Raw genomic sequence first — 14991 nt, 5'->3', positions numbered from 1 at the left:
GTTTTAGAAACTGTTACTATATAGTAAAATTGTAATTAAGTAATGCTTATAAATATGAGATTATATGAAAGAAAGAGATTTGAAAGCAAGGAGAGGGATATGAGGAAATGGTTATTTATGTAAATTTAAAGAAAATTGGGGGTAGAAATAAAAAAATAGAAAAAAAAGAGTTTCATTTGGAAAATACTCCAAAAACTACGAGGGAATTAATAACAGAAGTAGTGAAAACTTCAGTAAAAAATTACGTTGAGGAAAAAGAAAAATTAATAGATTACTTAGAGTTAAACGAAATAAAGGATAAAGCACAGGTAGGAAAAGTAGCAAACAATAGTGACTTTGATGATAGACTTCCTGACTTACAAAGTGCCATTGAAAATGCTTTGTTGTCCTTTGAAGATGAAATAGTGAGGATATTTCTAGAGGATGAAGAGCTAAAAAACTTAGATGAAAAAATAAATTTAAAAGAAAATAGCAATATAACTTTTATAAAAATGACAATGTTAAGTGGAGGAATGTGGTGATAATATGGAACAATCAGATAAAATAAGAAAGCAACATAAAGAAGAAATTAATAAAAAAATAGCAAATATGGATAAAAAACATCAAAAGATTTGCAGACGAATATATAATTCCTATTGTACTGAGTATTGGAGTAGTAGAAGTGACGATAATTTAGAAAGTACTATCATAGAAAAATTCAAAAATAATATTTATGAAAAACCAAGTGATATATTTAGAGATGAAAATAAGATAATACTTGATTTGTTTGTGGAAGAGAAGTTACAAGATAAATTCCTTCATATAATTGATAAGTTAAATAAATTTCAACTGGGTGATAGTTATTACAGAATAAGTATGAGAATTAGCGATTATGGACCAAAGATTGGTGAAGTATTTCGTATAATGTGTAATTTTAGTAAATTCTCATTCGTAGAGTATCCTTTGATAGATATAATTAAAAATGAAGTAAGCGATGGTGTAAGAGAGTTTTTAAAAGACAATTTAAAGGTAGATGATTTAATAGCCGCCACTTTAGATTTTAATAATGAAGAATTGGAAAATACATTAGAAGAAGTAATACTTTCTGAAAATAATACTTACATAGTAAGTGTTGATATAATTAGAGGGATTATAAAAAGTGATAATAAAAAGATGCACAAACTTATTGGAGATTTTTTACTTGCAGCAAGACTTCAAGAAGGTGTTAGACAAGCAATTTGTGAAAACATGGATTGTGGTGTAAGTGAGTCATTTATTTATCTTTTAGAAATAATTGATGAAAATGATTTGATAAGGTTTTCTTCGGTGAAACGTGCAGTTTGTACATGGATAGGACTTTACGAAGAAGAAAATGTACATAGGGTAGTACCTAAGATATGTTCACTTATGCTAAAGTCACTGAAAGATGAAAACGTTATTAAAGAACTTTTAGAAAGTAAAGACGCTATAGAGTTTATGGTGGGACTTTGGGCCATGGGGTTTTATGATTTAAAAGATGTTTTCAAATTTGCAAATGAACTCATGGAAGATGGAGATGAAGAAAAATTAATAGGGATTTCTCATTATTTAAGAATGATACAGTTATGCGAATATAACTATGAATGTAGTAAGAAAATAGTCAAAAAATATTCTCATAATTTGAAGTTAATTGCATCTTACTTAGACTTTTATAAAGGTGAAATTTCCAGTGTATATTATTTCTTTACAAAGCGTGAAAAAGGAATAAGTAAATATTTATCTGATGAAGATAGAAAGACTTATTTAAATAAATTATTTAAAAATGAAGAAGAAGCAAGATCTCAGTATAATATTTTATATAAAATATTTAAAAATATGAAAAAATCCAAAGAAGTTTATGCAAAAGAAAGTTTTCCTTATGAAAAAATAGAGTTATCTAAGTCTACACTAGCTTATATAATTTGTAATATTACTTATATATTAAATGATGAAAAGTTAATAAATGAATGTTGTTCAATTATAAAAAATATAGATTCTTATGAAAGAGACAAGTTTGTGGATTTATTACTTAAAAACCCACAAAATAAAAAACAAAGAGAAGCTTTAATTTCTATTGTAGGCGATAGAGATCCCTATACGTTTAATAAAGCATTTAAAACTTTAAAGAAGTTGGATCTGGAAAAAGAGGACTTTGAAAAATTAGAAAAATTCTACACTAGAAAAACAGGTGAGATAAGAGCAAATGTTACAGTTTTGATGATGAAAGCTGATGATGATTATTTAAATGAATCCATAGATAGACTTTTAAAGTCGTCTAAGGAAGATGTGAGAATGGGAGGACTTGATATATTAGTATCATTATCAAAAGATAGAAATAGATTTAAGTTTTATAATGAAGTAAAAAACAAAATGCTAAAACTTGAAAGTCCTAGTGATAGAGAGGAAATAATAATAAATTCCCTACTAAATATTAAAAAGCCTAAGCCTGATAATAAATACAACTTATATGATCCTAAAATAAATATGGATATGACAAAAGTGGAATATGAAGTAAAGAAGCTGGAAATAGAAGCTGAGGATAGGGACATAAAAGAAATATTTACTATGGAAAAAGAAGAAGCTTTATTGATTATTAAAAAATTATCTTTAGTTATAGAAAAAAATAAAACAAAGTCATATAAAAACTTATATGGATGTGAAGAAATTTTAGGAAATGATATAGATTACATGGATTATGATGATGACAAAGTACCTGTTGAAAGACTTCCATATAGAGATTTATGGGTTGATTTTTATAATGAAAATATAGGAAATTTCGAAAAATTAATGAACCTAAAATTATATGCAACAAGAGAAATTAAAAGACTTGGATTATATAAGAGATCTGCTCATATAATAGAAAATTTACTGGGGAAAAATCCTTATATAGATATAAGTGAAGTAAAATATAGACGTTCCATAGTGTTTATTATAGATGTACTATATGAAACTTATTTAGATAAAAAACTTTTATTTGAAATGTCTAAAAAAGCTTTAGTAAATTTAAATGAAAAAGTTAACAGTCAGTTTATGTCATTGGAGAAAATGAAAGTACTTGCTAGAGGACTTGATTGTTTTGAAAGTGACAAAGAATATTTAGATAGCTTTTTGCTTAGATATAAAATAGACAGGTTATATAAATTTAAAACATTATGTGATGAATATGAAATTAAAAGTTTAACTAATATATTTGATTATATTAAATTACATGAAATTGGATTAATAAAAGAAGAAGACATATACAAAGCTTTATTTGAAGAATTACCATTTAAACAAAATTTAAATTTACTTAGTAAAATAGTAGACTTCTTGTACGATTCAAGTAACAAAAGATATTTAGATGATGAATATGAAATATATAAAAAGTACTTTAAAGAAGAAAGATTTGATCTGATTTATCCTATATATACAAAAATAACAGATGCAATTTTGAATGTGGAGCTAAATAGAGGAGAGAGTCCTACAGACTTTTCTAAAATTATAAATAATATAAAAGTTATATTTTCCAGCGAAAAATTTGTACGAATATTAAAAGCTTTAGGTAATGATAAACTAGTTAGAGATTACTATTATTACTCTGAAATAAATTCAAGAAAAGAAGTTTTAAGTTATCTTCTAAAAATATGTAAACCATTAAAAACTGATAACAAAGATAATTTAGCAAAGTACTTGGAAAACACAAACATAAGCAAAGAAAGATTAATAGAAGCAGTTATGTATAATCTAGACTGGATAGATATAATATCTGATTATCTACAACTGAAGGATTTAAAAAAGGGCGTTTATTATTTCTATGCTCATATGAACGACGAATATATAGAAGATAAAGCAGTTGCAATGATTAAAAAATACACACCACTGGAAATAGAAGAACTTAGAAGTGGAGCTTTTGATATAACTTGGTTTAGAGAATGTTATGAAAGCCTTGGTGAAGAAAACTTCAAAATGCTATATGAAGCTGCAAAATATATTACTGATGGAGCAAAACATACAAGAGCTAGACATTTTGCCGATGCAGTTACAGGGAAACTGAACAAAGAAGAAATAAAAAATAAAGTAATTGATAAAAGAAATAAGGATTTATTACTAGCTTATAGCCTTATTCCTTTGGAAAATGAAGAAGATTTACTTCAAAGATATGAATATATAAATCAGTTTTTAAAAGAAAGTAAACAATTTGGTGCCCAAAGAAGAGCCAGTGAAAAAACAACCTGTGAAATGGCAATTAGAAATCTAGCTATTAACAGCGGGTTTAATGATTCTATGAGACTTATTTTAAATATGGAAAATAAACTAATGGAAAGTATGAATGAGTATTTTGAAGAAAAAATAATAGATGATATTTCATTAAAAATGATCATAGATGAAAATGGTAAAAGTGACATAGAATGTGTGAAAAATGATAAAAAGTTGAAAGCTATACCAGCAAAATATAAAAAACATGATTACATAATCACATTAAAAGAAAAAGACAAAGCTTTAAAAGAACAATACAGAAGAACTAGAAAAATGATGGAAGATGCAATGGAAAATAAAGAAGAATTTTATTTTGAAGAAATAAAAAATCTAATAAATAATCCAGTGGTTAATCCTATTTTAAGGAACTTAGTTTTTATAAATAATAATGAAGCTTTAGGATTTATATGTGAAAATGGACTTGAAAATTTTGAAGGAACAGAATTTAAGTTAGATGACAAAGAGAGCATAAGAGTGGCTCATGTTTATGATTTATATAAAAATGAAGTTTTACATAAATACCAAAAGTACATATTTGAAAATAAAATAAAACAGCCGTTTAAACAAGTATTTAGAGAACTATATGTGAAAACTTCTGATGAACTTAACAAAGACACCAGCTTAAGATATGCAGGAAATCAAATTCAAACTAGAAAAACAGTGTCAACTTTAAAAAGTAGAGATTGGATTTGTGATTATGAAGATGGACTGCAAAAGATTTACTACAAAGAAAACATTGTATCAAGCATATATGCAGTGGCAGATTGGTTCAGTCCAAGTGACATAGAAGCTCCGACTCTTGAAGGTGTAACTTTTTATAATAGAAAGACTTTTGAACCTATAAAAATAAATGAGGTTCCAGATATTATATTTAGTGAAGTTATGCGTGATACTGACTTGGCCGTAAGTGTGGCTCATGTTGGCGGAGTAGATCCTCAAACTAGTATGTCTACCATAGAAATGAGAAGAGAAATATTTAAATTTAATTTAGAATTATTCAAACTTGATAACGTAATATTTGAAGATAGATTTGCCATAGTTAAAGGAGATAGGGGAGAGTATTCTGTTCATCTAGGAAGTGGAGTTGTTCATCAAATTGGAGGAAGTGCAATAAATGTGGTGGCAGTGCATTCTAGTCATAGAGGAAAGATTTTCTTACCATTTATAGATGAAGATCCAAAAAGTGCAGAGATTATGTCAAAGATAGTTTTGTTTGCACAGGATAAAAAGATAAAAGACCCATATATACTTGATCAGATAAAAAATATTGATTAAAAATTATTAATAGATAGAACGAGGAAGTTTAAAAAGGGATATATAACATAGATGGTTATATATTTAGGGTAAAATTGGTATATATATTATACACTATAAAATCTATGCTATTTAATTATTAATAAAAAAGGGGGGAATAAGTATGGGTATTGAAACTTTTCCTTGGATTTACTTTGTAGTTGTAGTAGCAATTGTAATTGGATATATTGGTGTAAGATATTATAAAAATAATAAAAAGTAATACACTACCATTTTGCTACATACCAAAGAGAGGGATATTTTCCCTCTCTAATTAGGTTAAATTTAAACAACATCTTTAAACATAGTTTTAGGTTAAAATATGAAATATTAATAAATTTGAAATGACTCTATCTTAGTAAATATTATAAAGTTAAGATAGAGTTATTTGTAATGGAATATTAAATACCATTAAAATCAAAATCTAAAATTTTTATTATGTTAGGCTATAATTAATATAAATAAAAGTATAAATATGGTTTTAAATTATGTATTAAAGAAAAAATTAGAATTTTAGGAGGGGAAAATGAATTTAGATGAGTTAAGGTTGGACTGTGCAATAAAGCAAAAGAGAGGGCTTCATATTATTATCGCTTCAGTTATTATATGGGGAGCAATTTTACTTGTACATATGTCATCAATGAACATATTGACTAAAAATTTATTTACATTTATTTGTACAGCACCATTATTACCAATTTCATATGTTATTTCAAAAGTAATTAAAGTGGATTTTCAAAATAAGGAAAATCCCTTGACCAGTTTAGGCGTATTATTTTCAGTAAATCAAATAGTATACTTACTTATTCCCATGTGGATATACCCTACCATACCAGACAAAATGTTAATGGTTATGGCAATAATTTTTGGAGCTCATCTTATGCCTTTTGGTTGGTTGTATAAATCAGAAACATATTTTGTTTTATCTGTTATTATTCCAATATCAGCATTACTTGTAGGTCTTAATTTTACACCAGTTATTCTCGCTATTATGATGATATTATTTGAAATAATTTTTTGCATATGTTTAATTTTTGAAAATAAAAAATTGAAGTTTGAGTTCTAATTTAGCTGATTGATAGGTAAGTAGAAACTCGTAAAATGAAGCGAAATGAACAATAGCTATATATTACGAGTTAGTAATACAAAATTTAGTTAAAGGGAAGTGATATAATGCCACAGATGAATAAGGGTGGGAAAATTATATTAAGAGAAGATTTAACTATTAATCTACCTACACAAGCAATTTCAGAGCACGATATTACATCGGAAGGAAAAGTATACCTAGTTTCTGGAAGTAAAACAACAGGAGGATTTGCAGAGGGGGAGTAATATATGATAAAAAAGAATTTGAAATTAATAAGTGTTTTATTGATGGGTTTAATTATGGTAGGGTGTGCAGGTCTAGGGGATTATGAAATAGAGTTAATAAATGGATATAGAGTAATTCGAAGCTCAGCAGAGGATATAATTATTTATCCTGAAGACAGTGATTTTGATGGAATAAAAATACCTTCAGTAGATAGTGAAAAAGAATTTAAAGAGTTTGATGAAGACAAAGTAGATGATGAGAATGAATATGTAGTGCAAGTAGGACATGATAAAAATAGATATATAGTTGCAAAGACTAATTTAAATGTATATTACATAATAGATACTAAGGAAGTAGTTAAATATGGACCTTTGACAAATATTGAATTTGATAAAGAAAAAAATAAATTAAATATCCCGTCAAGCATAGAACTTAAAGACTTAGATGAATATGAACAAGATCATGATCTACCAGAAAAGATTTTGTTAATTGAAATTTTTGGTATATTTCCTTTTTTATGGGTGTTAGTATTGCCATTTAATTTTATTTTTAATTCAATAATATTAGTTATTATTTTAAAAGTAATGAAAATGAATTTGAAAGAAATAAAGAATATTTATAAACTATCGAGTTTTAAAATATGTTTTTCAACTTGGTTATCACAATTGATTGGTATTGTTATAATGCGTATTCCTATGTTTATTGATGACTTTGAAAATCTAAATAAAACAATATATTTTATAATAAAAGAATCATTAGCAATTGCAACAAATCCTTTTGATAACATATATTCTTTGATTTTTTTATTAATGCTTATAATCATAATAGGTATAATGAATTATTTATTTGTTTATAGATTTTCGTTAAAAGAAGTATACAAAAATAAATATATAGATCAAAAACAAATAAAAAAAATAGCATTATTATTTGCTATATTCAATATTCCATATTTTCTTTATTTTTCAATATCATTTTAGGTAAAAATTTTTAATTAATTAAGTACGCAATAGTTATATAATGCGAAGTAGCGGCATTTCCGATATCATATAGATAAACAGGAATTTGTGAAGGAGATATGTAAATGGCTTGGTTAAATATATATGGATTAATTGCTATGATAATAATTATGATACCTAATGTTATATTTGCAATGAAAGAGAAAAATTTTGAAAGTAAATATAATAATAAGGTAGTTGAACTTATTGAGCAGATAGGAAGATTTGGGTCAATGGGTTTAATGATTTTTAATATACCATTATTAGATTATGGTTATTGGTTTACTAAAGGAAAGGTTTTATATGTGTCTTCAATCGCTGTATTATCAATATTATATTGCTTTGTATGGTTTTTATATTTTCAAAAGGCGTCAATCGAAAAAGCAATACTACTTGCTATTATTCCAACGATACTATTTTTACTAAGTGGAATAATACAAGGAAAAGTATTATTAATCTTATCAGCAATACTTTTTGGCATAACACATATTATTATAACTTATTATAATAATCGATAAATTCCAATTTATCGAATAGTTACAGTGAGCAATATTAATCTAATGCGAAATAAAGAAACGTTTGATACTATTTGATAAATAGTAATTTTTAGTTGAGCTTAATGAAACCACTCTATCAGAGTATATACCAAATATTATGATAGAGTGATTTTTTATGATTAAAAGAATCTCGTGGAGAAAAGAAACTTTCGCAAAGTCAACTTACAGAAATGGTTGGTGTTTCAAGAAATACAATTAGCTCTATTGAAACAGGGCAGTTTAATCCTACTGCAAAGTTAGCATTAATTTTATGTATAGCACTTGATAAAAAATTTGAAGAATTGTTTTATTTTGATTAGAGAAATTAAATCCAATATATATTATGATTTTATAAGTATGCACAAGTATGTAGGAATTTGAGGTGAAATAATATGGACAAATATACAAAAGAAGAATTAAAAGAAGCATTAAATGTTGTAACATCATCTATAAAAAACTGTGAAAAGATGCATCCAAAATTTGAAGAAGGTACATCACAACATACACTTCTTAAAAATAGGATAAAAGCATTGTATATATCAAAATCATTAATAGAAGAAGAAAATATTAAAGAGAAATATACAAAGGAAGAGATGGAAAAAGCTATGGCTCCAGTTTCATCAATTATCAGCAAATGTGAAAAAGCAAAGATAAAAGCAGTGGAAGGTACAGGAAATCATACTAGGCTAACAAAAATTATAAAAGCCATGTATATTTCAAAATATTTAATTACAAAAGAGATAAGTGAAAGAGATTAATATTTATATAAAGTAGTTCAAAATGAGCTACTTTTTTTGTGCTGTAATATAATATTTTATAACATTCAATAATATTGAATTTAAAAAATATGATGTTGATTAAAATAAAAAGCAAAAGTTGAAAACAAGCAAAATTTGAGGAAGCAGAAGGGCTTCTATATAATTTTGTTGAAGATATAAGAGAAAATGAGCGGTATTGGTAATTATAAATTCTAAATGATTTTAAGGGGGATATATGAAAAAATATATATTATTGTTAAGCTATGTGTTTGTAGTAACTATTTTTTTAGTAGGATGTAAATCTAATAATATAAGTGATGAAATAACTATAGATGCAAATTATTTAAATGAACAAAATGTGAGTGGAATGGGCTTGGATTATTATATAAAGAATATTAATAAAGGAAAATACAAGATTAGTTTATACTTAAAAGAATTTAAAAAGGGGGAATTTTTGAAAGAAGAAAGTTTGTACAATGGAACTTTGGATTTGGATAAGAATACAAATGAACTTAACTTAAGTGTATATGAAGAAAATGAAAAAATTAAAATATCAATAGGTGAATCAACATTTTGCGAAGTTGATTGCGATTTTTTTAAAACAAATAGTTCTGGAATAGCTTTATTTGGAATTGAAGCAAAGAAAAAACTAACTACTAAGGAAGAATCACCAATTATAGGATATATAAAAGGTGATAAAGTAAAAAATATAGAGAGTGCAAATATTGATAATATCTTTAATCAAAACTCTAATTATGAACTAGTAATATATTTAAAAATAAATAATGTAGAATAATAATTATATACTCAAAAAAATAGGAACTGTATTAAAGTAAATTTAAAACAGCTCCTATTTTTTTGAAATTAAATATGGTGAAATTAATGCCTACGAAGCAGTGAATATGCTACAATCTTTATTACATATTATTGTTTTTATATATAAAAGAACAATTAAAATAGGGGGTATGAAGTGAAAGGGTTAAAAAATTTGCAATAGTATTTTTAATATTAATTGGAACTATATTTTTGATCTATAACAGTGAAACACATGCAGACATATCATTAACAGAGCAAAAGAAGATAGAGGACTTTAATTATTTATACGATACAATAAAAGAAAATTATCCTTTTTTAGAAGTAAACAAAAGATTGAACAATGTGGATTGGCTAAGTAAAAAAGAAGAATATTTGCAAAAAATAAAAAACACTGAGACAGATTATGAGTTTTTAATGGTTTTAGATGATATGCTTAGTGAATTAAACAACGGACATACAAATATGATTACAAATTCTAAACAATTTAGATTTCTTAGAGAACTTTATACTATGAACGAAGGTTGGCAGAAAAAAGTTCAACTACCAGTAATAAACAACAGAAAAGCCTTAGCTAGATACAATGTTGATAAAAATGAAAAAATAGCAGTTGTGGATGAAGGAAAAAATGAAGAAATAAAAGGTGTGAAAAATGCCTCTGTTAAAGATATTGAGGAAGGAAAGATAGGATATATTCGTATACCTCAAATGATAAATTATTACAGTATGAATATGGATATTGAACTAATTGATGAATATTTAGATAAATGTAAGGACTACGAAGCTATGGTTATTGATATAAGAGGAAATGGTGGAGGAGATAGTGGCTACTGGATGTTTTATTTGCTAAATAATTTTATAAAAAAATCAAAATTAAAATATGAAAATGATTTTGGTGAAGTAAAAGATTTAGATACAAAACCTTTCACTAACTTGCCTCCAGAAGTTGAGAAAGATTTCAAATATTATTGCAAAAATACTATAAAAGTGGAGCCAAGTGAAGAATCTATAAATTTTAAAGGAAATATATATTTATTAGTTGATAAAGGAGTTTATTCATCATCTGAAACACTTGCATCCTTTGCAAAAGAATCAGGGGTTGCCACACTTATAGGTGAAACAACAGGTGGAGATGGAATCGGCTATGACCCACTTCTTGGAATGTTGCCTAATAGTGGCTACATATTTAAATTTTCCTAAAATATGGGAGTGACATCTGATGGAACTTGTAACGAAGAGTTTAAAACAAAGCCAGATTATGTTGTTGAAAATCCTTTAGTTAATATATTTGAGCATGATAAATGTATAAAAAAAGTATTAAAACTTGAAGAAAAATAATTGTATGGTAGTCACGTATAAACTAAACTTAATAGTAAGATTAGAAAATAAGTGGGTGGTAAGATGAAAAACCTATTAAGTACCTACAAAGGCCTACCAAGAGAAATATACATATTATTTTTAGGGAAAATAGTTAATGCACTAGGTGCATTTGTTCAACCTTTAATGTCTTTAATACTAACGCAAAAACTAGGGATGAGTGCAGGAGAAGCTGGTGAATTTGTTACTTTTATGGCAGTATGTCAAGTGCCATGTATAATTATAGGAGGGAAACTAACAGATACCATAGGAAGAAAAAAGGTAATAACCATATTTCAGATAATGGGCATCATAATGCTAATAATTTGTGGAATAATTCCACTATCAATCACAACGGCTAAATTTATGATACTATCTTCTTGTTTTTATTCTATCTCAATGCCTGCCTACGATGCCTTAAATGCATATTTAACAAATGAAAGCAATAGAAAGAGTTCTTATTCATTATTATATATGGGCGTAAACATAGGATTTTCCATAGGACCTATTATTGGAGGATTTTTATACAAAGATTATTTGCCTTTGATTTTTATAGGTGATGCTGTTACAACTGTAGTCGCACTTTTGTTAATTATATTTTATATAAAAGAACCAAATAAACAAAAGGAAGTTGTGTTAGACTGTGAAGAAGAAGATATAAAAAGATCAACAATAGGTGTTATTTTAAAAAGACCCATACTTTTTTTATTTCCTTTAATGATGTTATTGTTTCAATTTGCATATAGTCAATGGGTATTTACACTACCTATTCAGTTAGGGGAATTATTTAATGACAATGGAGCTAGACTTTATGGTTTTTTAGGTGGGTTTAATGGTCTTATAGTAATAACTTTTACACCTATATTAACTTATTTGACTAAAAAATACAGAACTTTGAATATTATGAGCGCTGGTGGAATGTTATATGGATTGAGTTTTATCATCTACGCTTTTGCATATTATAGAATATCTTTTTTTGCTGCCACATTGGCTTTAACTATTGGTGAAGTTCTTATAGCAACAAATGCCCAAGCATTTATTGCAAATAATACACCTCCATCTCATAGGGGAAGGATAAGTTCAATTTTCCCCATGATAGCAGGTACAGGATATGCTTTAGGCCCCATGATAATGGGAGATGTAATTGATGCCTGTGGTATATTTGTGGCTTGGATGATAATTACAGCAATTTGTGCTATTGGTGCTATGGGAATGCTTTTGATTAAAAATTTAAAAAATGTTAATGATTAATAGAACAGAATATGATTTATTAGATGGTTTTACAGGAAAAGTACAATTATGTATAAGTAATTTGAAAAAAGGTGTGTATCTCACTAAAAAGATAGGCACTTTTTATTTGGTTAATTTTAATGAAATTTTAATCTTTTTTCCATATTACTTTAATATAAAAGATTTAAATTAATATAAGGGAAGAAATTAGATGAATTTTAGGAGGGTAAGATTTGGATTTTAACATATTAGCAGAAAATCTAATTGAACAATATGGATTAATAAGTATATTTTTAGTAGTTATGCTTGAATATGCAAACTTTCCACTGCCTAGTGAGGTAGTATTGCCATTTATAGGTATAATGGTAGCTAGAGGAAATGTTGATTTTGCCTCAGCCCTTATGGTGTCAGTTGCTGGAGGAATAGTTGGCAGTATTACAAATTATTTACTAGGCTTATATTTTGGAAAGCCTCTACTAAAACATATGATGAAAAAATATCCTAAAACGCAGCCTTCAATTAGATCATCCATGTGGTGGATGGATAAATACGGAAAAATATCTGTTATGCTAGCAAGGGTAGTGCCTATAGCAAGAACAGTGATATCTATTCCTGCAGGTATAAATAAAATGAATATAAGTATTTTCATATTGTATTCAACTATAGGTATAAGCATATGGAACACCATACTAATATTTTTAGGTTATATTCTTGGAGATAATTTATCTTTAATAGCTTATATGGTTAAAAATTATTCATTAATTGTGGGGATATTATTAGCTATAGTAATAGCAATATTTTATAGTAAAAAAAGAAAAAAGATGAATCAATAGGAGAGAAGATATGTCAAAAGTAGCAAAAGCAGCTCTAGGTCTTATGGTAGCAACTTTATTGGCCAAAATACTTGGATTTGGTAGAGAATTAACTCTAGCCTCAGTTTATGGAGCATCAAGTACCAGTGATGCTTTCTTAGTAGCCATGAATATTCCAGCTGTTATATTTACAGCCATAGGTACTTCACTTGGAACGGCATTTATTCCAATTTATTGTGATGTAAAATCAAAATTGGGAGAAAATGGTGCAAAAAAATATACAAATAATGTATTTAATATAGTAGTAATGATATGTATAGTACTTTCAATAATAGGAGCTATATTTACTCCACAGATTGTAAAACTATTTGCAGTAGGCTTTGAAGGTGAAACCCTTAGACAAGCTACATACTTTACAAGAGTAATGATTCTTGGGATAACATTTTTAGGTATGAGCTATATAATGATGGCTTATTTACAAGTAAATGATAACTTTGTAATTCCAGGTCTTATGTCAATACCATACAATATTTTAATAATTGTAGGGATAATAGCTAGTGCAAAAATAAATCCCAATTTTTTACCTTGGGGTGCATTTATAGGTTTATCACTTCAATTTTTATTCCAGTTTCCTTTTGCCATGAAAAAAGGATATAGATATAGACCTTATGTTGATTTTAAAGATGAACAAATGAAAAAAATGTTATGGTTAATAATGCCCGTATTAATAGGTGTTGCTGTTAACCAAATGAACACAATAGTAGATAGAACGATTGCATCTACATTAGTTGAAGGAAGTATATCTGCATTAAATTATGCAAATAAACTTAACCAATTTGTTATGGGTATGTTTATAGTATCAATCTCATCTGTAATATATCCTGTATTATCTAAACTATCAACAGAAGATAATAAGAAAGAGTTTAATAAATCAATAGTAACGTCAGTGAATACTGTTTCTTTGTTGGTTATACCAATATCTGTAGGTGCAATAATACTAGCAAATCCTATAGTTAAACTTCTTTTTCAAAGGGGAGAGTTTGATGCAAGGGCAACTCATATGACAGCAATTGCTCTAGTATTTTACTCTATTGGTATGATAGGATTTGGTCTTAGAGATATATTAGGAAAGGTATTTTATTCTCTACAAGATACAAAAACACCTATGACAAATGGTATTATTGCCATGTTTACAAATATAGTATTAAATTTACTTTTTGTAAAGTTCACAAATATGCAATTGGCTGGTCTTGCCTTTGCCACTAGTATATCAGCCCTTATTACAATAACATTATTATTTATTAGTCTAAGAAAAAAGATTGGACCATTTGGTGGAAAATCAATATTAATAGTAATGTTAAAATCAATACTTTCAGCTGCAATGATGGCTATAGTTACATTGGTTGTATATAAGTTTTTAGGAAATATACTAGGAAGTGGATTTATAAATGAAGCAATTACTTTAGCCTTATCTGTAGGTGCAGGAGCAATTGTATATGGATTAAGTATAATTGTTCTTAAGGTAGATGAAGTTAATTTAATTATAGATAAAGTAAAAGAAAAGATTAAAAAAAATTAATAAAACTTTAATCTAATATTTATAACCAATTAACAGTTGTTTAATTGATAGTAGTTAAAATGATATTTATCAGG

At 26.8% G+C, this 14991-nt stretch carries 13 protein-coding genes and 1 pseudogene; all 14 read left to right on the top strand.

Going from position 1 to position 14991, the window contains the following annotated elements:
• The first annotated feature begins 107 nt into the window (after nucleotides 1-107).
• Nucleotides 108-521 (top strand): hypothetical protein, encoded by a 414-nt coding sequence (locus tag K0039_RS00370; RefSeq protein WP_228103077.1) that lies wholly within the window; start codon nucleotides 108-110, stop codon nucleotides 519-521.
• A 4-nt stretch (nucleotides 522-525) separates the two neighbouring features.
• The gene (locus tag K0039_RS00365; protein ID WP_228103076.1) at nucleotides 526-5508 is read left to right on the top strand and encodes a DUF4132 domain-containing protein; all 4983 of its coding nucleotides are present in this window, start codon (nucleotides 526-528) and stop codon (nucleotides 5506-5508) included.
• Nucleotides 5509-6052: 544 nt separating this feature from the next.
• Entirely contained in the window at nucleotides 6053-6592 is a 540-nt protein-coding gene (locus K0039_RS00360) for a DUF7010 family protein (protein WP_228103075.1), read from the top strand.
• A 107-nt stretch (nucleotides 6593-6699) separates the two neighbouring features.
• Nucleotides 6700-6858 (top strand): hypothetical protein, encoded by a 159-nt coding sequence (locus K0039_RS00355; protein ID WP_228103074.1) that lies wholly within the window; start codon nucleotides 6700-6702, stop codon nucleotides 6856-6858.
• Between the two features lie 3 nt (nucleotides 6859-6861).
• Complete coding sequence (locus K0039_RS00350) at nucleotides 6862-7815, top strand: DUF3997 domain-containing protein (protein ID WP_228103073.1); 954 nt, start codon at nucleotides 6862-6864, stop codon at nucleotides 7813-7815.
• A gap of 104 nt (nucleotides 7816-7919) precedes the next feature.
• On the top strand, nucleotides 7920-8351 hold the full coding sequence (locus K0039_RS00345) for a hypothetical protein (RefSeq protein WP_228103072.1): 432 nt from the start codon (nucleotides 7920-7922) through the stop codon (nucleotides 8349-8351).
• 158 nt (nucleotides 8352-8509) lie between these two features.
• Nucleotides 8510-8689, top strand: a pseudogene (locus K0039_RS00340) (helix-turn-helix transcriptional regulator); the annotation flags it as partial.
• Nucleotides 8690-8761: 72 nt separating this feature from the next.
• A complete protein-coding gene (locus K0039_RS00335) occupies nucleotides 8762-9127 on the top strand; it encodes a hypothetical protein (RefSeq protein WP_228103071.1) in 366 nt (121 codons plus the stop codon).
• Between the two features lie 235 nt (nucleotides 9128-9362).
• A complete protein-coding gene (locus tag K0039_RS00330; RefSeq protein ID WP_228103070.1) occupies nucleotides 9363-9923 on the top strand; it encodes a hypothetical protein in 561 nt (186 codons plus the stop codon).
• A gap of 230 nt (nucleotides 9924-10153) precedes the next feature.
• Nucleotides 10154-11140, top strand: coding sequence for a S41 family peptidase (locus tag K0039_RS00325; protein ID WP_228103069.1), 987 nt, complete (start codon nucleotides 10154-10156; stop codon nucleotides 11138-11140).
• A gap of 3 nt (nucleotides 11141-11143) precedes the next feature.
• Entirely contained in the window at nucleotides 11144-11278 is a 135-nt protein-coding gene (locus tag K0039_RS21870) for a hypothetical protein (protein ID WP_265589381.1), read from the top strand.
• 63 nt (nucleotides 11279-11341) lie between these two features.
• Nucleotides 11342-12547, top strand: a complete 1206-nt coding sequence (locus K0039_RS00320; RefSeq protein ID WP_228103068.1) for an MFS transporter — start codon at nucleotides 11342-11344, stop codon at nucleotides 12545-12547.
• A gap of 212 nt (nucleotides 12548-12759) precedes the next feature.
• Entirely contained in the window at nucleotides 12760-13359 is a 600-nt protein-coding gene (locus tag K0039_RS00315) for a DedA family protein (protein WP_228103067.1), read from the top strand.
• 10 nt (nucleotides 13360-13369) lie between these two features.
• Nucleotides 13370-14917, top strand: a complete 1548-nt coding sequence (gene murJ, locus K0039_RS00310) for a murein biosynthesis integral membrane protein MurJ (RefSeq protein WP_228103066.1) — start codon at nucleotides 13370-13372, stop codon at nucleotides 14915-14917.
• The last annotated feature ends 74 nt before the right edge of the window (nucleotides 14918-14991 follow it).

The sequence above is a fragment of the Terrisporobacter mayombei genome, from assembly GCF_020748465.1.
GTDB classification, from domain to species: Bacteria; Bacillota; Clostridia; order Peptostreptococcales; family Peptostreptococcaceae; genus Terrisporobacter; species Terrisporobacter mayombei.
This window is presented reverse-complemented; position numbering and strand designations above follow the sequence as displayed.